At 36.4% G+C, this 21,810-nt stretch carries 18 protein-coding genes and 1 pseudogene; 15 read left to right on the forward strand and 4 right to left on the reverse strand.

Features of this window, described 5'->3' with window-relative positions; genetic code table 11:
- Positions 1–100 precede the first annotated feature (100 nt).
- The 10 genes and pseudogenes from QRN68_RS20305 to QRN68_RS20345 all read left to right on the forward strand — a co-directional run bounded on the left by QRN68_RS20305 (position 101) and on the right by QRN68_RS20345 (position 11,281).
- Positions 101–1,924 (forward strand): peptide ABC transporter substrate-binding protein, encoded by a 1,824-nt coding sequence (locus tag QRN68_RS20305; protein WP_350224365.1) that lies wholly within the window; start codon positions 101–103, stop codon positions 1,922–1,924.
- Between the two features lie 187 nt (positions 1,925–2,111).
- Positions 2,112–3,056: an ABC transporter permease gene (locus QRN68_RS20310; RefSeq protein WP_285398767.1), complete on the forward strand. Its 945-nt coding sequence runs from the start codon at positions 2,112–2,114 to the stop codon at positions 3,054–3,056.
- Positions 3,056–4,030 carry an ABC transporter permease gene (locus QRN68_RS20315; RefSeq protein ID WP_285398769.1) on the forward strand — a complete coding sequence of 325 codons (975 nt, stop codon included), beginning with the start codon at positions 3,056–3,058 and terminating at the stop codon, positions 4,028–4,030. The genes QRN68_RS20310 and QRN68_RS20315 overlap by 1 nt, the downstream gene beginning before the upstream one ends.
- Before the next feature lie 15 nt (positions 4,031–4,045).
- Entirely contained in the window at positions 4,046–5,101 is a 1,056-nt protein-coding gene (locus QRN68_RS20320) for an ABC transporter ATP-binding protein (RefSeq protein ID WP_285398771.1), read from the forward strand.
- Positions 5,091–6,038, forward strand: coding sequence for an ATP-binding cassette domain-containing protein (locus tag QRN68_RS20325; protein ID WP_285398773.1), 948 nt, complete (start codon positions 5,091–5,093; stop codon positions 6,036–6,038). Before QRN68_RS20320 ends, QRN68_RS20325 begins: the two co-directional genes overlap by 11 nt.
- On the forward strand, positions 6,035–6,967 hold the full coding sequence (locus QRN68_RS20330; RefSeq protein ID WP_285398775.1) for a S66 peptidase family protein: 933 nt from the start codon (positions 6,035–6,037) through the stop codon (positions 6,965–6,967). Before QRN68_RS20325 ends, QRN68_RS20330 begins: the two co-directional genes overlap by 4 nt.
- A 7-nt stretch (positions 6,968–6,974) precedes the next feature.
- Entirely contained in the window at positions 6,975–7,760 is a 786-nt protein-coding gene (locus QRN68_RS20335; RefSeq protein WP_285398777.1) for a serine hydrolase, read from the forward strand.
- The gene (locus QRN68_RS20340; protein WP_285398779.1) at positions 7,757–8,569 is read left to right on the forward strand and encodes a C40 family peptidase; all 813 of its coding nucleotides are present in this window, start codon (positions 7,757–7,759) and stop codon (positions 8,567–8,569) included. Before QRN68_RS20335 ends, QRN68_RS20340 begins: the two co-directional genes overlap by 4 nt.
- Before the next feature lie 390 nt (positions 8,570–8,959).
- Positions 8,960–9,144 (forward strand): annotated as a pseudogene (locus tag QRN68_RS27145) (transposase); the annotation flags it as partial.
- 184 nt (positions 9,145–9,328) lie between these two features.
- Positions 9,329–11,281 (forward strand): S9 family peptidase, encoded by a 1,953-nt coding sequence (locus QRN68_RS20345; RefSeq protein WP_285398781.1) that lies wholly within the window; start codon positions 9,329–9,331, stop codon positions 11,279–11,281.
- A gap of 175 nt (positions 11,282–11,456) precedes the next feature.
- Here the strand turns inward: QRN68_RS20345 and QRN68_RS20350 are convergent, their stop codons facing one another.
- From QRN68_RS20350 to QRN68_RS20360, 3 genes are all read right to left on the reverse strand, one after another.
- Complete coding sequence (locus QRN68_RS20350; protein ID WP_285398782.1) at positions 11,457–12,215, reverse strand: glucosaminidase domain-containing protein; 759 nt, start codon at positions 12,213–12,215, stop codon at positions 11,457–11,459.
- Between the two features lie 222 nt (positions 12,216–12,437).
- Positions 12,438–12,626 carry a hypothetical protein gene (locus tag QRN68_RS20355; protein WP_285398784.1) on the reverse strand — a complete coding sequence of 63 codons (189 nt, stop codon included), beginning with the start codon at positions 12,624–12,626 and terminating at the stop codon, positions 12,438–12,440.
- Complete coding sequence (locus QRN68_RS20360) at positions 12,610–12,732, reverse strand: hypothetical protein (protein ID WP_285398785.1); 123 nt, start codon at positions 12,730–12,732, stop codon at positions 12,610–12,612. Before QRN68_RS20360 ends, QRN68_RS20355 begins: the two co-directional genes overlap by 17 nt.
- A 207-nt stretch (positions 12,733–12,939) precedes the next feature.
- On the opposite strand from QRN68_RS20360, the gene QRN68_RS20365 reads away from it, so the two are divergent.
- From QRN68_RS20365 to QRN68_RS20385, 5 genes are all read left to right on the forward strand, one after another.
- Complete coding sequence (locus QRN68_RS20365; RefSeq protein ID WP_285398786.1) at positions 12,940–13,998, forward strand: AAA family ATPase; 1,059 nt, start codon at positions 12,940–12,942, stop codon at positions 13,996–13,998.
- Positions 13,999–14,001: 3 nt separating this feature from the next.
- Positions 14,002–15,801: a DUF2201 family putative metallopeptidase gene (locus tag QRN68_RS20370; RefSeq protein WP_285398788.1), complete on the forward strand. Its 1,800-nt coding sequence runs from the start codon at positions 14,002–14,004 to the stop codon at positions 15,799–15,801.
- 230 nt (positions 15,802–16,031) lie between these two features.
- Positions 16,032–17,000: an ABC transporter ATP-binding protein gene (locus QRN68_RS20375; RefSeq protein WP_285398790.1), complete on the forward strand. Its 969-nt coding sequence runs from the start codon at positions 16,032–16,034 to the stop codon at positions 16,998–17,000.
- Positions 16,993–18,507: an osmoprotectant update ABC transporter permease/substrate-binding subunit OpuFB gene (opuFB, locus tag QRN68_RS20380; protein ID WP_285398792.1), complete on the forward strand. Its 1,515-nt coding sequence runs from the start codon at positions 16,993–16,995 to the stop codon at positions 18,505–18,507. The genes QRN68_RS20375 and opuFB overlap by 8 nt, the downstream gene beginning before the upstream one ends.
- Positions 18,508–19,762: 1,255 nt before the next feature.
- On the forward strand, positions 19,763–21,031 hold the full coding sequence (locus tag QRN68_RS20385; protein ID WP_285398794.1) for a DUF5068 domain-containing protein: 1,269 nt from the start codon (positions 19,763–19,765) through the stop codon (positions 21,029–21,031).
- A 46-nt stretch (positions 21,032–21,077) separates the two neighbouring features.
- On the opposite strand, the gene QRN68_RS20390 is transcribed toward QRN68_RS20385, so the two are convergent.
- The gene (locus QRN68_RS20390) at positions 21,078–21,737 is read right to left on the reverse strand and encodes an SUKH-4 family immunity protein (RefSeq protein WP_285398795.1); all 660 of its coding nucleotides are present in this window, start codon (positions 21,735–21,737) and stop codon (positions 21,078–21,080) included.
- Positions 21,738–21,810: the final 73 nt, after the last annotated feature.

Below are 21,810 nucleotides of genomic sequence, written 5' to 3' on the forward strand. Positions count from 1 at the left end.
TTCAGGAAGGAGTCTTGTACCAGATGCTTCGCTTTCGGTACAGAAAATATTACTGCCCGTTACTGCTGGATAAAAAGATTACTAGGGAGGGTTGTTTATGATGAAAAAGTATTGGTTGCTTTTCGCGTGTCTTGTTGTAATGCTTTGTGCAGCATGTAGTGATGATTCTTCAAATGAAAAAAAATCAGAGTATCGCGTTGTTTATTCGGGGGAAATAAAAACGTTAAATTACTTAAAGACCTCTGAAACGAATGAGTTTGCTGTGGCAGCGAACTTAGTCGATGGATTAATTGAATATGATAAGTATGGTGTCGTGCAACCAGGTTTAGCCAAAGAATGGTCATCAAATGAAGATGCGACAGTTTGGACATTCAAGCTCCGTGACGACGCAAAATGGGTTACCCATGATGGTAAAGAGTATGCGGATGTTGTTGCCCAAGATTTTGTAGATGGCTTACATTATGTGCTTGATGCAAAAAATGAATCATCGACAGCTTGGATAGCTACTGTTGTCAAAAATGGGGAAGCCTTCTATAACGGTGAGATGACAGACTTTACGAAGGTAGGGATAAAGGCAGTAGATAAACATACAGTAGAATATACTTTAGAAACGCCTACACCTTATTTCCTTTCTATGTTGAATTATGTTTGTTTCTTCCCGGTTAACGGAAAGTTTATAGAAGAAAAAGGAGATAGCTTTGGTACAACTCGTGAAAATTTCCTATATAACGGATCCTTTATTTTAGATAAATTTGAACCGCAAAATGAGCGAGTACTTGTAAAAAATGATAAGTATTGGGATAAAAACAATGTACTGATTGATCGTATTCGCTATAAATACAATAAAGAAGCGGCTACAGTGGCACCGGAATTATTTTTACGAGGAGAAATTGATTCAGCTAGTATTCCAACTTCTATCATAGATGAGTGGTTTAAAGATGAGAAGAAAAAATCTCAAATTCGTCAAACACAAAATAACTTCTATACGTATTTCTATGCTTTAAACTTTAATCCGCAATTTGATGCAGAATACGAGCCTGAAAATTGGAAAAAAGCGGTCAACAATAAAGATTTCCGAAAATCGCTATTCCATGCATTCGATCGTGAATCTGCAATGCTAACTTTAGAGCCTTATAATCCAAAAGATTTGCTGAGCAACACGATTACTCCTAAAAACTTTGTGAATGTAGAGGGCGTTGACTATACGCAATTAGCGCCATTCGCTGACATTTCAAAAAATGACAGTTTTAACAAGGAGATGGCATCACAATATAAGGAAAAAGCGAAAAAAGCTCTAGAAGGAAAAGTAACTTTCCCAGTAAAAGTGTTAATGCCTTATAATTCTGGTTTGCCAGATTGGGCAAATCGTTCACAAGTGGTTGAACAGCAGATTGAAAAATTATTAGGTGTTGATTATGTAGACATTATCATTGAGGCCGGACCATCAACAGGCTTTTTAGCAGAGGTTCGTAAACCTGGTAAATTTGCGTTACTTGAAGCAAACTGGGGTCCAGACTATGCTGATCCATCAACGTATACGGATCCATTCACTGTAGATGGTACTTATAATAAACCAGAGCTAGCTGAAGGTTATACAGAGGCAAATGGAAAATCAAAATATCAAAACTTAGTGGACGAAGCAAAGGCGACGATCGATATAGCAAAACGTTACGAACTGTTTGCCAAAGCAGAAGCCTTCTTAATTGATGAAGCATTTGTTATCCCTTATTCAGTAGGGGGTAGCGGCTATGTTGCTTCGAAATTAAATCCATTTGAGGCTCAATATTCTCCATTTGGTGTGACTTCCGAGAAATTTAAAGGTCAGCGAGTTTTAGAAAAACCGATGAGTAACGAGGAGTTTAAAGAAGCTTTAGCGAAGTGGGAGCAGGAACGTGCGGATGCGTTAGCTAAAGCAGCAAAATAATGGGAAACTACGATCGTTGGAGGTCGCTTCCCTCAATGATTACCAATCGGGCTTTAGGGTGGTTAACGCTGAAAAAACATTGATCATTGCTACATTCAAGATAAAGCGGTAAGTAATTATAAAGGAGATACCGAAATAGAATAGTCGGCATCTCCTTTAGTCTTTCTGAAAAAGGAGGGATGATTTGATGCTGTGGTATATAGGAAAACGGTTATTACAATCAATTTTAACACTTTTTATTATTATCACGATTGTTTTTTCTTTATTACGTTTAATGCCAGAAGAAGGTTATTTAGGGGCAGCAGCGGATAAAATGTCACCTGCACAACAAGAGATCTATTTAACGAATTTAGGTTTACGTGATCCGTTGCTTGTACAATTGGGGAATTTTTACGCTAATCTGTTTCAAGGTGATTTAGGTAAATCCGTTACATATCGGACAGATGTACCAGTTGTCACGATTATTGCAGATAAGATTATGTATTCCTTGCTATTTGGTCTAGGTGCGGTTGCACTATCTCTTTTAATTGGGGTTCCGCTCGGAATAATGATGGCCCAGATGAAGGGACGCTGGCTGGACCGCTTAGGAACCGGCTATATAGTCGTTGTTGTTGCAGTGCCAGCTGCCGTTTACTATTTAGTCATTCAAATGTATATTACAGAAATTTTTCATTTACCAATGCTTTTTGATGAGTATAATCCCATTACTTGGATTTTACCACTAACTTCAATGGCGTTAGCACCGACTGCCTCCTATGCCATGTGGATGCGGCGTTACATGGTGGATGAACTAAACAAAGATTATATTAAGCTAGCACGAGCAAAAGGCGTTAAAGAGCGTACATTAATGTTTAAACATGTACTACGAAACGCTTTTATTCCGATGGCACAATATTTACCCGCAACTATTCTTTTTACCATTACAGGTTCCATCTACATTGAATCCTTATATTCCATTCCTGGGATGGGGGGCTTACTCGTAGATGCTATCCAGCGCCAGGATAATACGATTGTGCAAGGCTTAGTGCTTGTGTTCTCTTCACTTGGAATTATCGGACTCATTTTAGGTGATATAGCAATGGCCCTTGTTGATCCACGGATTAAATTGGGGAAAGGGGAGAGTGTACGTTAATGGGGATGTATTCAGAAGAAATTAACAATATTTCAAACAAATCACGTGAAACTTTGTTCGAATTTGCGGAAGTAGATGAACGTCAAGCTGAAGAAACAGCCTATTCTAATTACTCCTATTGGCGTTCCACATGGAAATCCTTTTTGAAAAATCGCATCGCTGTCTTTTTATTAGTTGGCGTGCTTATTATCGTAACCTTTACCATTTTACAACCTTATTTACCAGGGCAAAAATCACCTACTGAAATTTACATCGATGAGCAGACAGGTCTCCAAGCACGTAATATTGCTCCAAACGCTGAGTTTTGGTTTGGGACAAATTCCATTGGGCAGGATTTATGGTCCCGTATTTGGGCAGGGACAAGGACCTCGTTATTTATTGGCTGTGTCGTTGCTTTAGTAGAGGCTATCGTCGGTATTACGATCGGTACGCTTTGGGGCTTTTCCCGGAAATTAGAGTTACCTATCACGCAGCTTTACAACGTCGTTGATAACATACCGACGACTATCGTACTTATTTTAATGTCCTATATTTTGCGACCAAGTATTTCGACTATCATTATTGCCATGTGTATTACCGGCTGGGTAGAAATGGCAAGGTTTATACGCAATCAAATTGTAATTTTACGTGATCGTGAATATAACTTAGCCTCAAAATGTTTAGGAACACCTGATTATCGCATTATTTTAAAAAATCTATTACCCTATCTTATTTCGGTTATTATGTTACGAATGAGTCTGGCCATACCGTTTGCTATTGGCTCTGAAGTATTTTTAACTTACATCGGCTTAGGACTGCCGATTAGTGAACCGTCTTTAGGAAATTTAATCAATGAAGGACGCGTATTAATGATGTCTCCAGATTTACGATATCAGCTCATTTTTCCAAGTATTGTATTAAGTGTCATTACGATTGCATTTTATATTATAGGAAACTCATTTGCAGATGCAGCAGATCCGAAAAATCACGTATAAAGGGGGATGTTGGAAGTGACACAAACTCAAACACGTATTTTAACTATTCATAACCTAGTCATTAAATTTACACTTCGTGGCAGAGTGCTAACAGCCATTCGTAATATTTCCCTCGATTTGTACAAAGGTGAAAGTCTTGCAATCGTTGGCGAATCTGGCTCAGGAAAATCAGTGCTGATGAAATCAATCATGGGCTTACTTGATAAAAATGGCTACATTGATCAGGGGGAAATCATCTACAATGACCGGGATTTAGCACAGTTTAAAACCGAGCAGGAGTGGTTAAGTATTCGTGGAAAAGAAGTGGCCATGGTGACACAGGATCCAATGACATCATTAAATCCACTTAAAACGATTGGCAAGCAAATTGAGGAATGTGTTATTTTACATCAGAATTTAAAGGGCAAAGCAGCATTCGAAGAAACGTTGAAATTGTTAAAAGATGTTGGTATTCACGATGTGGAAAAGCGTTATAAACAATATCCTCACGAATTTTCAGGCGGCATGCGTCAACGAATTGTAATAGCCATTGCGCTAGCATGTAAGCCTAAGATCTTAATTTGTGATGAACCAACAACTGCATTAGACGTAACAATCCAAGCACAAATTTTGCAGCTTTTAAAAAATCTTCAAGAAAAATATGGACTAACAACCGTTTATATCACGCATGATTTAGGCGTTGTAGCGAAGGTTGCTGACCGTATTGCAGTCATGTATGCAGGTGATGTCATCGAAATAGGGAAGACGCATGAAATTTTCTTTAATGGCAAGCATCCCTATACATGGGCACTCATTTCTTCATTACCGCAACTAGGTTCAAAAGGGGAGCAGCTTTATTCTATTAAGGGTACTCCACCAAATCTTTTTCAAGAGATTAAAGGAGATGCTTTTGCACCTCGCAATCAATATGCGTTAAAGATTGATTTTGTGGAACGTCCGCCATTTTTTCAGGTGAGTGACACACATTTTGCTCGTACATGGCTATTAGATCCACTCGCTCCTAAAGTAGAGCCTCCTGAAGCGTTGCAAGCATTTTTCGAAGAAGGGAGACGATACGCGCATGAGTCATAAAGAAGTGTTAGTCGAGGTGAAAAATTTAAAAGTTGTTTTTGGTAAAGGCAAAAATAAATTTATAGCGATTGATGATGTCAGCTTTGATATTTTCAAAGGTGAAACATTTGGCTTAGTTGGTGAATCAGGGTCAGGAAAAACAACGATTGGTCGAGCTATAATGCGAATCAATGAAGTGACTGAAGGACAAATACTGTATCATGGTAAGAAAGTAAATGGCAAAATCTCAAAAGCGTGGGATCGAGAAATTACACAGAAAATCCAAATGATTTTTCAAGATCCTATGGCATCTCTAAATGAACGTGCCAAGGTTGACTATATTATTTCTGAGGGGCTTATCAATACAAAAAATTTCAAAAACGAGGCGGATCGTCAACAGAAGGTACGTAATGCTTTATTAAATGTAGGCTTATTACCGGAGTTTTCTAGTCGTTTCCCGCATGAATTTTCAGGAGGACAGCGACAGCGTATCGGCATTGCACGAGCGTTAGTAATGGAACCAGAGTTTATTATTGCGGATGAACCGATTTCTGCATTAGATGTTTCCATTCGTGCGCAAGTATTAAATTTATTAGCAAACCTACAAGAGCGAAATGATTTAACCTATTTATTCATTGCACATGACTTATCTGTAGTCCGTTTTATTACTGACCGAACTGCTGTTATTTATAAAGGTAAAATTGTCGAGCTTGCAGAGACGGAAAAGCTGTTTTCTAATCCCCTTCATCCATATACAAGGGCATTATTATCGGCAGTACCTGAACCGAATCCTTATAAGGAGCGTGATAAAGTCGTAGAAATCTATGATCCGTCACAGCACCGTTATGACATTCAGCCACCGTCATTTATCGAAATAGACGAAGGTCATTTTGTATTGGCCAATGAAGAGGAATTGGAAAGATACCGAACTTCACTAAAAATGGAGGTAAGCAAATGATTCGTCCAAAGGCATTGAAAAAAGGTGACACAATTGGTCTTATAAGTGCTTCGGGTGCAACTCCACCTGAAAAATTTTTGCCTGCTATTAAAAGTATTGAAAAGCTAGGTTTTAAAGTTGTTGCAGGGGAAACTTGTCGAGCAAGGCATGGTTACTTAGCGGGCTCTGATGAACTACGTGCCTCTGAAGTGAATGAAATGTTTAGGGACTCAAATATTGACGGCATCTTCTGCATACGTGGAGGTTACGGAGCAACGAAAATTTTACCGCTTCTTGACTTCGATATGATCAAGGCAAACCCAAAAGTATTTGCTGGCTATAGCGATGTGACGGCTCTACATATCGCCTTTAACCAAAAATGTGGCTTTGTTACCTATCATACACCTATGCCTTCTACAGAATTTATTCAGCCGGAGATGGATTATTATACATGGAATTCCTTTATCCAAACTGTGACAGCAACAGACCGCAGTGACTACCGTCTTGAAAATATTCCTGAGCACTCAATGACAACTCTTAGCGCTGGAAAAGCAAGAGGGCAGCTTATTGGTGGGAACTTAACGCTAGTGACAGCATCTCTTGGGACACCTTATGAAATTGATACAAAGGGAAAAATATTGTTTTTAGAGGATGTAGACGAGAATGAGCAACGCGTTGATCGGATGCTTACTCAGCTAAAATTAGCAGGCAAACTAGATGAGGTGGCAGGTATATTATTAGGAGCTTGGACAAATTGTGGTCCTGAAAATCCCGAGCGTCCAGAGAATAGCCTCTCACTGCAAACAATTTTTCAAGAAATATTAGTACCACTCAATAAACCTATCCTCATGGATATTACTTGCGGTCACTGTTTACCGACGATGTCACTGCCATTAGGTCGAACGATCACAATGGATACGGAGAATCAGATGATAAAAGTGATAGAGTAGGTGAAATATGAAGCAGGCAATCAAAAAGATGCTACAAGAAACGCCCTTTAAAGTGCAAATGTTTGTGAAAGATTGTAAAACTGAGCATTTTATTATCAGTGAAAAGCTAGACGGCATATTTTCCAGTGCTAGCTTAATTAAGGTGCCTATACTCATAGCTGTTCTAAATTATGTAGAAAGTAACAATATATCCTTAGAGCAAGTGATTAAGATAGCACCAGAAGAATGGGTTGAATTTAGTGTTATTAGTGAGCAGCGCCTAGAGCAAAGCACCATCTATGAGCTTTTAGTATGGATGATTATTACGAGTGATAATACAGCAACTAATGTACTCATCGATTTTCTAGGAATAAGTGGACTCAATCAATATTTTCGTGAAATTGGGCTTCCGCATACAACAATCCAACGCAAGATGATGGATTTTGAAAGGCTTGCAAAAGGCATTGATAATACTACATCAGCACATGATATGGCACAGTTATTTTCGCGGATTTATCGCAGAAACCTGTTAACACCAACATTTAGTGAGCTTACGCTAAATATTTTAAGTCGTCAACGTGTACACGAATCATTAAAGCGTTATTTAGTAGATGATGTGAAACTTGCACATAAAACAGGTGGTCTTGAGACGGTAGATCATGATGTTGGGATTGTGTACAGTAGCTCTGGGGATTATCTCATTGGTGTTTTCGTAACAGAGGTTACGAATAATGATCATGCAAGGCAGCTAATTGGTCGTATTTCCAAAGTTGTTTATGATTATTTGGTGAAGCGGGAGGGGATGATAAAATGAATGCCATTGTGACGTCAATGATTGCAAATTTACATGCAAATCCAGATGAAGCCTCAGCATTAGTGGATGAGATACTATACGGAATGACGGTTCAAATCATGGCAGAAATTGATGAGAGCTGGGTACGTATACAAACCGTTTATCGCTATGAAGGCTATTGCCAGAAGGATAACCTAATAGTTGATGAAATAAAAACGGAAACTTGGTTACAAGAAGCAAACCATTTTATTAACCAAAGCTTCGCCGATGTTTTGCAGTTGCCTCAAATTCAAAGTGTGAAAATGATGACGCTCGTTAAAGGCTCACTCATCTGTTCTTCTGCTGTTGAAGAGCTAGATCCAGAATGGGCAACTGTGCAATTAGTGTCAGGTGAGATCGGCTATGTACGTAGGCAATGGTTACAAGAAAAAATACCAGAAAACAGCTTATCCGAGCACCAATTACGAGAAAATGTTGTCCGAACAGCGCTTAGCTATTTAGCAACACCCTATCGTTGGGGAGGGAAATCGCCGCTAGGTATTGATTGCTCAGGCCTTTGTTCAATGGCATATATGCTAAATGGGGTATATATTTATCGCGATGCCAAAATTGTTGAAGGTTTTCCTATCAAAGAAATATCACTAGAGCTCATACAAAAGGGAGACTTACTATACTTCCCAGGACATATTGCTTTATATATAGGCGATAACCTTTATGTACATTCTTCGCTTGGGGGGAACGAGGTTACTATTAATAGTCTAGACGACCAGCATCAACAATATCGAAAAGATTTGGCAACAACAATAACCGCGGTAGGGACTCTATTTTAAAAGTTTTAATTAGATTTACAAAAAAATGATTTTATGTTTACCCACTATATTTGAATGAACGGAGGGTGAAGAATATGAGCAATTGTTTATTTATTAGTAAAGCTAATCTCATAATAAATAAACAAGAAGCTAACTTTCACCTGTCATATATCTATTCTACCACTCTTTGATTTTTACACATTGAGTGAATACGTTTGTTGAGCGAGATGCTTCTGTTTACTAACAGAGGCGTCTTTTTTGGTTTTTAAAAAACCTGGGGTGATGTATATGAACAACTAAGACAAACGGTTAAACACTAAAAAATGAAAGGAGGATCTACATGATTTAAATTAATCCTACAATCAAAACGATAAAAGATTGCCAGACTTTAATTGATAATTTTAATCTTAAATGCATAATTGGCAAGATGAAATCGTAATTACCATCAATTACGTTTCACCAATGCGGAAGTTGAAGGGAAAAATAACCTCATTAAAGCCCTACAACGTCGTCACTTTTTCACGCGTAACCCGCAACACTATAAGGAAACGATTTTACTCGAGTGCAATGCAGAATGGATTGAATACGGCTTTTAGTCAAGCACATGTTTTGGTGAAGAGCCTATTTTTGAAATAAATAAACTTTCATTAAGACACTCAGTAAAAATGGTTGTCTTTTCGTTATACGGCTAGTTAGTAGAAGAAGGGATTTTCGTCCATTTTATAGAAATTTAGTAAAGATCATTTTCAATCTATGATGAAAGAAACGAGGGGTGTACTTATGGAAATGAATGAAAAAACATATCTAAGTATAGAAGAAATTATTTCAATACCAATTTTATCAGGTACAAATATAAGTGATGATGGCAAAAACGTTGCATTTGTCAAAAAGACTGCTAACTGGAAAAACAATAAATATAGGAATCATGTATGGATATATGAAAAAGATAAGGGGCAGTGCTACCCATTAACAACAGGAGATTTAGATAGCACATACCCGTTATGGTCTCCAGATTCTCGAGCTATCGCATACCTTAGCCCAGTTAATAAGAAAAATCAGCTCTTTGTGAAGTCAATAGATGGTTATAAGGGGGTTCAAATTACTGATGAGAAAGAAGGGGTCAGTCAATTCAAATGGGAGCCTGCTGGCAAGGGTTTTTATTATGTTGCACAGTCAAAAGAATCTGAGACGATAAAGAAACGTAAGGAACTATATGGAGATTTCCATCATATAGGCAAGGAATACCAGAATAATAGTTTATATTACATTGAAAAAGTGGTTCAAAATGATAATGATGAACACGATAGTGTTGTTTATCAGCTAACTGATGGTAAGGATTTTCATGTCCATGAATTTGATATTTCAGATGATGGGAAAAGGGTTGTATTAATGGCTACACCAAGCCCAAATATGGGAGATACTATTAATGGAGATCTATACATATTAGATATTAAAGCTGGAGAGCTGAAAAAGTTGAATATAGATAAGTTGTTGGGAGGGAGCGTGTGCTTTTCTCCTGAAGGTAGCAAAATATGTTACTCAGCAAGTATCAGGGGGAAGGATTACTATCAGACCCATATACAAGACAATACACTAGAGATCTATGATATTAATACTGGAGGGCGAATTCAACCTTTAAAAGATTTTGATAGCACGGTTATTCCATTACGGTGGACAGCTAAAGGAATTTTAATTAGATGGCAGCATAAAACGAATTATCTTATTGGGTTGCTATGTGAGGATGGCACTGTGGAAATGTTAAGCGAAACAGTAAATAGTTTTATAATGGATGCTTCTATAACAAGGAACGGAAATCATTTAGCCTATAATAAAGCAATTACAAATGAAACCTTTGAAATCTATTTAGACGATAAAAAAATAACAAATGAAAATAGCTTTTTCAAAGGAAAGATTAAAAGTAACAGGGAAATAATCTCATGGAAAAGTAGTGATGGACTTGAAATAGAGGGAGTTTTATCAACCCCAGTAGACTTTGACGCCAATAAAAAATATCCTTTATTAGTAGTAATTCATGGTGGTCCGGCTTGGGCGTCCTTTCCAATATTTTCAGACTGTTTTAATGAGAAATATCCTATTGAACAGTTTATCGAAAAAGGTTTTATCGTTTTAGAACCAAACTACAGGGGAAGTTCGGGATATGGTAATGAATTTTTAAAAGCAAACTATAGAAAACTGGGAATTGCTAACTACGATGATGTTATATCTGGAGTGGATAAACTAGTTGACAAAGGGATGGCAGATAAAGATAGAGTAGGGGTTATGGGATGGAGCAACGGTGGCTATATATCAGCTTTTTGCTCTACATTTAGTAGTAGATTTAAAGCAGTTTCAGTTGGAGGTGGAATTACTAATTGGAGTAGCCATTATGTAAATACAGATATCCCTTACTTTATTAGGATGTATTTAGGAAATAGTCCATGGAATGATCCAGAGATCTATAGCAAAACTTCACCAATGACATATATTAAATCAGCCTGTACGCCTACTTTAATCCAACACGGCGAAAAGGATGCAAGAGTTCCAACTCCAAATGCATATGAGCTATATCAAGGATTAAGGGATATGGAAGTTGATACAGAATTAATAATATTTAAAGGAATGGCATATAGTTCTGACCAGCCAGGAATTAATGTGGCTATTATGAAGCAGAATTTGATGTGGTTTTCACATTATATTCTTGGAGAAAGTATGAAAGATTTTAAGGTTTTATGATTAATAAATGGATATCCGAACAGGATACAAAAGGAAGCTTTTTTCTTATTAAGCCTATCCTTGTATATGAGGAGTTTTTATTAGAAGCATTAGTTTCGTGAAAGAAAGGTTCTATTAATAATACTAAAACCTCCATGCTACTAGGATAAATCCTATTAAGCTTGGAGGTTTTTCGTTAATATTGATAAATATTTAATTGTTGACCTGCTTCAAGTGTATCAGATCGAAGCTGATTCCATTGTTTAATGGACGTAACTTTAACATTATGAGCCTCTGCAATATGCATAAGAGAGTCACCATCAGTCACGGTAATTGTTTTTTTGTCTTTGACAGGGCTGTCATATTGTTGCAAGTCATACTTTGCAATTAGTGCATTTAGCTTTTCATTGTATCGTGAATCAGTTGCATAGGAGCCTGTTAAAAACTTCGTAGCATCTGTGTAGGACTTCGTATTGCTTTTAAAAACGCCTGCATAGAAATCCTCGTTCCAGGAAACCCCATTAAGCATTAATTTAACATAATCTTCTATGGATGCCTCGTAGGAAGGATACTTGCGGAAATCAGCCATTACCGTTGTCATATTACCAGAACCATCATCCTCGGATGTTTCCAACTTTACTGAGTTATTTTGGTAACTACCTTTCATACCAAATAAATTGTTATTTGGAGCAGATCCGAGGCCACTTTGTCCGTGCTCACTTTCTAAAACGGCTTGCGCAATGATAACTGAAGCATACAAGTCATTTTCAGCACCAAGTTTCCGAGCAATTTCTGCAATGGAGCCAATAAACTCTTCAACACTAGGAGTAGTATCGACAACTACAGGCTCTGTGGTTTCATTAGTATTGAACACCTGTGTCACCATAAAAAACGAAATACAGATAACAATAATTGTAATTATAAGACCTTTAAAGAAATTTATTAAGTATTTCATTGTTTCATTGATGTTGGTAGATTACAACATCTCTCTCCTTTCTATTCAATGTTAATATATTTCTAATTATTGCAGAGTCATCAATAGAAATAAAGTCATGTTTTTATTATAGTATACATAATTCATAGAACGAAAAATAACTCATTTAGTTCCTCATTTACCAGCAATTTTTTGAAATGACAAGAATCATACACTAGTTACTTATAAGGGTGAGAAATGGTATTATTGACATTTAATAGTCTGATTGCCATAACGTGTGGTTGATTTCCGTTCCGACTGGGCGCTTTGTTGCTGCCGCTTTGCTTTCGCACAGATAAAACAATTGTAGCTGACGCTTTGCTTTCGCACAGATAAAACAATTGTAGCTGCCGCTTTGCTTTCGCTACAGAAAACATTAGTTGTTGCTGTCACTACGCTTTCGCACAGATAAAAGAATCGCTAACGCTTCGCTTCCGCGCAGAGCAGAGCTTCCTGGGGGCGTCCGATGAGCCGCTTGGGCCAAAAGGATGTTGGTCACGAAGGCGTTATCACAGGACGTGATGCTTTTAGCCTTCGTTCCCCTAATTGCTCGCTCCAGGGTCTCATCTGTGACGCTGATCCCCGAGAGTCGCCCAGCCGTAACGAAGATCAACTAATATACAGTGCATATATTTTAAAAAATGTCATCCACAACTTTTGGAGATGAGCCATTTAATAAGCTATAAATCTTGAAAGGAAGTTTTCATTGAATACTATTTTTAGCATTACTCAAAAACAATTATACGATTTTCTATTAAATATCGCGCCTATTAGACCAGTTTTTATTTGGGGAGCTCCTGGTATTGGAAAGTCAGCGATTGTAGAAAATTTTGCAGCAGAATTAGGTATGAATTGTGTTTCTTTATTAGGCAGTCAACTGGCTCCAGAGGATATTATTGGCGTGCCTCAAATAAAGGACGGTTACAGCGTATTTTGTCCACCAAAAATAATTGCACAGAATGAACCATATTGTTTATTTTTAGATGAATTGAATGCATGCTCTCAAGAGGTTCAAAAAGCTTTTTATAGTTTGATTCATGATCGAAGAATCGGAGAATTTATACTGCCAGAGGGAACAATTGTGATTGGTGCAGGAAACCGAGCGCAAGATAGTGCCATCGTAAAGCCTATGTCTTCAGCTTTAATCAACCGTATGGTTCACGTACAGCTAAGAGTATCTCATAAAGATTGGCTTGAGTGGGCATATGAACATGAAATTCATCCATATGTAATCGAATATATTCAGATGCGCCCCGACCATTTATGGAGTGAGCCTCCTAAAACAGAGGAGCCCTTTTCAACACCCCGATCTTGGCATATGCTCAGTGATTGCTTGTATGCATATGGTAAGAACCTAAAAGAAAAAGATGTCGAGTTGCTTGCAAGTAGTTGCCTTTCTCCGCATGTTGCTGGTCAGTTTAAAGCATTTATTAAACAAGTTCAAAGTAAATACGATTTAGCCAAAATAATGAATGGTGAGTTGCGTTGGCCAGACCAGCCTGAAGAAAGAGATCTGTTATATTTTATGGCACAATCCTTCCGGGCACAGCTAATAAAGGAACTCCCTAAAGAAAATACAATGATGAAGGGAAATCAAAGACAACTAGCATTCCGTTCCAAGGATCTCATTAAAGAATTATCCTCAATAAGTCTAGAAATAGCTCAAATGGTTGTCTCTGAGCAAAAGGGTGAAGTATTGCCTGCATGGTTTATGCTTGAGGTTATAAGAGATTTACCACGTTTAGTAGCTAAAAAGGATGGTTAGTAAATGGCGAAAAAAAAGAGTAAATCGAATACTGAACATAAAAATGAAAAAAATATAGCGCGTGGACAAGCAATTGTAAGCGAGCATCCTTTGTTTGAAGCTTTATGTAAAGCTGCTTATATTCAATATGAAGAAATGCCATTAAAAGATTGGGCGTATGTAACAAGCTCTGGTGTAATATATGTAAATAATAGGAAAAATGGTAAGCCGGGTGAATGGGCTTATATCATAGCCGCCCATTGCTTATTGCATCTAGGTTTAAACCATAAGCAACCAAAAGAGAATCAGGAGCTTTGGAATATTGCATGTGATTGTTACATTACAAAATTTCTTGCAGAATTAAAATTTGGTCAGGCACCACGAGAAATGAATGAACCTATTTTTGATTCTTTCGCTAATGAAGAGAAATTGTATGAGCGATTTACAAAAGAAGGGGTTCCTGAGCCTTTAAAGATCTATAGCACATTACCAGGAGAAGCTGATTTTATTATTTCTCATGATAAAGACGGATACTATTATAGAAGAAATAGCAATTTCCCTGTATTGTTTGCGGAAGGATTATCAAGAGCAGTTCAAAGTGCCATTCGAGTAGCAGGAGGGGTAGATAGATCTCTTTCTGGCTCTGCAATTAAAACACAAGCAGAGAAGGCTAAAGCTTGGTTTATGAGTTCATATCCACTATTTGGCGCGCTTGCCTCTGATTTTAATATTATTGATGATCCACTTGTCTGTACAAGAATGGATATTTCTGTTGCAGCTATTTCGGTTGATACAAAGGAAATATATATTAATTCCTCAGTACCTATGACGGATGAAGAAATGAGATTTTTATTAGCCCACGAACTTCTTCATGCGGGTTTAAGCCATGCTACTCGAAGACTAGGTCGTGACCCTTATTTGTGGAATGTTGCTTGTGATTATGTCATCAATGGCTGGCTTATTGAAATGAAAATTGGAGATATTCCAGAAATTGGAGGATTATATGACCCTGAGTTAAAGGGGTTATCTGCAGAATCCATCTACGATCGAATTGTGACGGACATCAGGGTGTATCGAAAATTAAGAACCTTTAGAGGGCAAGGGGCAGTAGATATTATTGAAACAAAAACACCAGACTTTTGGCAAGGTAAAGCAGGAATTGACCTTGAAACCTTTTATAGAAGAGCCTTAAGTCAAGGATTGAGCTATCATATTTCTCAAGAACGAGGATATCTACCTCAAGGTTTAATTGAAGAAATTCGAAGTCTCTCACAGCCACCTATTGCATGGGATGTAGAATTGGCGAAATGGTTTGATCGTATGTTTCAGCCTTTAGAAAAAATTAGAACTTACGCTCGTCCGAGTAGAAGACAAGCATCATCACCTGATATTGCAAGGCCAAGATGGATTCAACAAAGTGGGGAAGCGGACGGACGTACTTTTGCGGTAATTATTGATACTTCTGGTTCGATGGATCGTGTATTATTGGGTAAAGCATTAGGAACAATTGTGAGTTATAGCATTGCAAGAGATGTTCCGTTAGTACGAGTAGTATTTTGTGATGCTATCGCCTATGATGCTGGATACTTGCCTCCAGAAGAGCTTTTGACAAAAGTGAAAGTTAGAGGTAGAGGAGGAACTGTGTTACAGCCTGGAATACGGATGATTGAAGAAGCTCATGATTTCCCGAAAAATGGCCCAATTCTTATCATTACAGATGGAGAATGTGATCGGTTATCTATTAAAAGAGAGCATGCATTTGTCATACCTCAAGGTGCAAACCTTCCTTTTATACCTAAAGGTGAGGTTTTTAGAATGAAATAGAGAAAATCCATAATGATTTTGAAACAATCATTATGGATTTTCTATTGAACGACCCCAGGAAAGCTCCCAGCCGGAACGGAAATCATCCACACGTTTTGGTGATGAGCCCTTTAGTTGGTGAATAATAAAAAGTGAAATGATCAGGTGTGTTATATCGCTCAATAATAAACCTATTTTTCCTAATCAACATGCCTGTAAAATGATGTCTCTTTAAAAAAGGAGCTTATACAATGATAACATTTGAAAATGTCACAAAAAAATATGTAAATGACCAAGTCGCAGTGAAAGCTATTAATTTGGAAATCAACAAGGGAGAATTTTTTGTTCTTATCGGACCTAGTGGCTGTGGAAAAACAACATTATTAAAGATGATTAATCGATTAATTCATTTAACGGAAGGAACCATTCGAATTAACGGCAAAAGAATTAGTGATTATAATATACATGAATTACGCTGGAATATCGGCTATGTACTACAACAAATTGCACTTTTCCCCCATATGACGATTGAAGAAAATATAGCAGTTGTCCCTGAATTAAAGAAATGGAGTAAATCGGAAGTCCAGCAACGAGTTCATGAGTTATTGGATATGGTTGGACTTGAACCAGATAAATATAGTCAACGCAAGCCAAAAGAGCTTTCTGGTGGCCAGCAACAAAGAGTTGGTGTTATTCGTGCGTTAGCAGCTGATCCCGAAATCATTTTAATGGATGAGCCTTTTAGTGCATTAGATCCGATTAGTCGCACAAAATTACAAGATGATCTTCTGGAGCTTCAGCGAACTATACAAAAAACGATTGTCTTCGTTTCGCATGATATGCAAGAGGCCTTAAAATTAGGCGATCGAATTTGTGTAATGAAGGATGGAGAGATTGTACAGATTGGTACTCCTCATGAAATCATACAAAATCCTGTGAATGATTTTGTTCGTGAATTTATTGGTGTAAAAGAGTATGGAATGAATACTTTCCATCTCCAAGCTGTAATCGAACCAATTGCTGATAAAGATGATCAAAGAAATATAGAGAACACCATCTCTTCTAAAGAATCTTTACATACGATTCTTCAAAAATTAGCTCAATATGAGTGTTTAGGTGTAGAAGATAACGGAAAAATAATTGGCGTAATCACAAGAGCATCGATGCTTCAGTATTTAGCACAGCATGATTCCTTAGAAAGAGGTAATGAAAATGACTAATTTCTTTGAAGTGTTTAGCGAACGAAAAGGCCAACTATGGGCATCGTTATTAGAGCATATTCAAATTTCCTTTATTGCGCTATTTTTTGCAGTAATAATTGCTATACCTCTAGGAATCTATTTAACAAATAAAAAGAAAATAGCGGAAAGTATTATTGGGATTAGTGCAGTTTTACAAACGATTCCTTCATTAGCGCTATTAGGTTTATTGATTCCACTGTTTGGCATCGGAAAAGTACCTGCAATTATTGCCCTAGTTGTTTATGCTCTTCTTCCGATTTTACGTAATACATTTACGGGAATAAACGAAGTGGATCCATCATTAAAAGAGGCGGCAATGGCCATGGGGATGAATTCACGAAAGCGATTAATAAAGGTAGAATTGCCACTTGCAATGCCTGTTATCATGGCAGGGATTAGAACAGCTATGGTATTAATCGTTGGAACGGCAACTTTGGCAGCATTAATCGGAGCGGGGGGATTAGGAGATATCATTTTGCTTGGTATTGACCGAAATAATCCATCACTTATTATTTTAGGAGCTGTTCCTGCGGCGATTTTAGCATTAGTATTTGACTTTTTGCTAAAAAAGCTAGAATCACTTTCTTTTAGAAAAACGATTATATCATTGAGCGCTATTAGCGTTGTGGCATTATTAATGATGATCTTGCCACTACTAAACTTCAAAGAGCAAGAAGAAATTGTCATTGCAAGCAAGCTTGGCTCTGAGCCTGAAATTCTTATCAATATGTATAAATTGCTTATTGAGGATGAAACAGACTTAAAAGTGCAATTAAAACCTGGACTAGGTAAAACTTCCTTTGTATTTAATGCGCTAAAATCTGGCAGTATCGATATTTATCCAGAATTTACGGGGACAGCTATTTCAGAGTTTTTAAAAGAGGAAGCTATCAATAATAATCAGGGGGATGTTTATAATCAGGCAAAAGCAGGAATGATGAACAAATTTGACATGGTAATGTTAAGTCCGATGAAATATAACAATACGTATGCATTGGCTGTGTCAAAGGAAATGGCCGAAGCCTATCATTTGCAATCAATTTCTGACCTTAAGCCTATTCAAGAAACGATAAAAGCCGGCTTCACATTGGAATTTAATGATCGAGAAGATGGTTATTTGGGCATTCAAAAACGTTATGGCATTACACTTTCTAATATAACAACTATGGAGCCAAAGCTTAGATATCAAGCTATTCAAACAGGAAATATCGATTTATTAGATGCTTATTCAACAGATAGTGAAATACGTCAGTACAATTTGCAAGTTTTGACAGATGATCAGCAATTATTTCCACCTTATCAAGGGGCACCTTTACTAAGGAAAGAGACGCTAGACAAATATCCTGAGATCGAAACAGCCTTAAATAAGCTAGCAAATCAAATTACAGATGATGAAATGCGTGAAATGAATTATCAAGTCAATGTAGAAGGTAAAAATGTAGCGGATGTGGCACGTGAATATTTAATAAAGGCAGGACTGCTGTAAAATTAAAATCATATGAAAAAAGTAGCTAGAAAAGAGATAGTTATCTTTTATCTAGCTACTTTTTTCTTAGAGAACTTCTTTTGAGCGAATGTAACGGATTTAAACGCATTTTGTATCGGAATTCCATTCAATAATCGATAGCAAGGAAACAGACGGGAAGATTAAAAACAAAGAATGCAATCCATAATTGCCTAATATCCATATATTAATACAACTAACCAAAGCTAAACCAATTAGGTTAAAGAGAATGAAATAAGTTATTTTATTTTGTAGTTGTTTAATCAAATAGAGATCAATAGGTACTACAAAAATAATCATAAATAAATAGATTGCTAAAAATGGCAGCACAAATAACATGAGATTTTCGAACATTGTAAACCTGATTAATGCGGAATCGGAGTTTTCCTCGATGAATTGAATACTTAAAGTAGTCAACAAAGCCACTATTAACGGTAATAAAAGTATTTTGAACATGTTATTACGACTTTTTTTCATGTTTACCTCATTGTATTAACTTACTTGTTGATAACAATTATAGAGAAAATATTTAAAAATTGCCAAGTTTTGGTTTGTTACTTTAAGTTGAGGACGACATTTGTTAAAACGTATGCTTTATATGTAAGTTAACTGGAAACTATGTGGCTCCTTGCGTATTAGTGTCATAGAAGGAAACACTAGAGCGAGCCAGTAGACTTTATCGAAAAAGTGTGAAAATAGTAGGGTGGTTACTATACGTATTATCTCAGTGCAAAAAGTTAGTCTAACACTGTCTTATCTGTAACAATGTATCTGTGGGAAAGTGAAGCCACAACGTTAATAACGCCGAGGTGTAATTGATAGAATACATCATTTCACATGCGACTATGTTCTTGGGTATATTATACTTATTTTCTGAAAGTTAAGAGATATATACTTTTTTTAGTACATTCATAATTATTATTCGAAGAAAACAACTTAAAAAAGACTGAATATGCAAATTAATGGAATTTGAAAAATTAGATTGAATTATTAAAAAAACAATATTTGGATTGTCATTGCTTCAATAGTATAATTTCTTCCAATGCAAGTTGTTTTGGTGATAAATGTGGATTAAAATGGGTATCAGCTCGAATAATAGATTCATCACCATAACGTGGGGGTGATTTATGTTCCAACTGGACAAATATCATTTTTGGTGATGAAACAAAAAATAGCTTTATTAGTATAATTTTTTTATTGAGCTAAAAATTTATGAAGATACATCTTGGAGGAAGAAATGAAAAAGAGTTTATTTTTAATGTCTTCGCTAGTTTTATCCACTTCAATTATTCTTAGTGGCTGTGGAAACAGTGAGGATGAAGCAAAAAAAGACGATAATTCAAAGAACACACAGGAAGAAAAAGGACAAGAACAAGATAAAGTCAAAAAAGACGAGCCTAAAAAAGATAAGAAATCAACTGAAGGATCAGCTGACTTTGCTTCTTTAATTTCCTATATGGAAAAGGAAACTCAAGGGAAAACTAAAGTTCTTTTTGAAAACAATGAACCCCAAGTACATAAAATGGAGAATGTTTCAATTTCACTTGATGCATATTCAGTAGTAGAATTAAAGGATTTCCATACTGATTTTAATATTCCTTTTAACGAGGAAACAAATGGTGGTGTCATTTTAGCTAAATACACAGTGAAAAATGACATGGATAAAGATGTTTATTATACGCCTACTTTAGATATTACATTTACGGGTGCAGATAAATATTATACGAACTATAAGGAATTAATTCCTAAAGAAGATCAATTGCCAACAAAACTAGGCTATGAAACAGATTATTTGCTAAAAAAGGGTGAAGAGCTAACAGGATATATCGCTTATCCATTCGGTGCAACAGATTTAGCAAAAATCAATGAACTGGGCACAGTATCAGTTATGGTTCCAGTACCGCTTTCTGAAAAAGAAAAATATGATGCTACTATTGGTTCAGAAGGAAGATTTAATCTTGCTTTAAATACGGATGGTTCGAAAAAAGTATCAAGTAACGCATCATTCTATCAAGATAAAGTAACGATGGACAATATGGGTGAAAAGAAGATGCTGAAAGAAAAAAGCGGCATCAATGACAGTAAAAAAATTGGTGATGTAAATGCTATTTTAGATGGATATCAGTTTACAGCATTTACACCAAATGAGGTGGAAGCTCCTCGTTTCTCCAATTTCACAAACGGTGTTACTTTATTAACAGTGAAATTTAAGCTAGACAATAAAGCTGCTAGTGAAATTGGCTTATCTTCTATGTCTTCAAAATTAACTGTTAATGATGGAGCGCAATATTTATTGAGCGAAGGCATGTTATTAAATTACAGTTATAATGACGTTGTTAAAGCTGGAGAAACTGGCGAGCTATTGCAAGTATTCGTATTAGACCAAGAGCAATATGAAAAAATTTGGAAAGATAAATCCTTTGAAATTGAATTAGGTCCAATTCGAGATCAAGGGGCAAAGGATACTTCTAAAGGCCATAAAGTAACGTTTACATTACCAAAATAAATTGTAAAAGCCCTCTCATATTGTTTTGAGAGGGCTAATTTTATATTTACCAGCCTTGAAGCCCTAAACCTTTTTTATGGGACGATTCTAGTAGCACAAGTTTTTCTTCCCATTCATTACATATTGTCTCCCAATAATGTAAAGGTTCTAGAGTAGAATCAATCTTTCGTAACTTAGTCCTTAATTGATGAGGGATTGCCAAGATTTTATCACTAAATTTCATTTCCTCTTTATCTCGAAAATCATTGTAGTATTTAGTAATTTTATTAACATACCGTTTATAGATTGCTAGCGAATGACAAAAAGTCTCTATTGATGAATTTACAAATATACGTTCAATGTTTTCTAAATTGTTGTAGTCTAGTAAAAAGATTTCATCGCTAGCTCGATTGAGCACAAAGTATTCATAATTGGTATGTTCTTTAATTAAATAGAAATCCTCAAACATCAAATAATTTGGTAGCTTATTTATAATATCTGCATAGTACCAATCACTTTCAAGTTTCTTTAAAGGTTCCTTCTCACCAGATTGCTCTAAATTTGATATTTCTCTTTGTAATTTCATTTCTTTTAGTGAGGAATAACTTCTCAAAAATCCTTTAGCAATTGATAAAAATTTATATTTTTTGCGGAACTTTTCAAAGTCATCTCCAATATTCTCAACTAAAAAATCAATTGAAGTTTGAGAGATTCCTTTCTGATCCATTTGCAAGATAGCTCTATATGATACTATGTCAAGAAAATGGACAGGGAAAATTGAGATTTTGCTTTAAATCTAA

The organism is Lysinibacillus sp. fls2-241-R2A-57 (assembly GCF_030209535.1).
GTDB lineage: Bacteria > Bacillota > Bacilli > Bacillales_A > Planococcaceae > Lysinibacillus.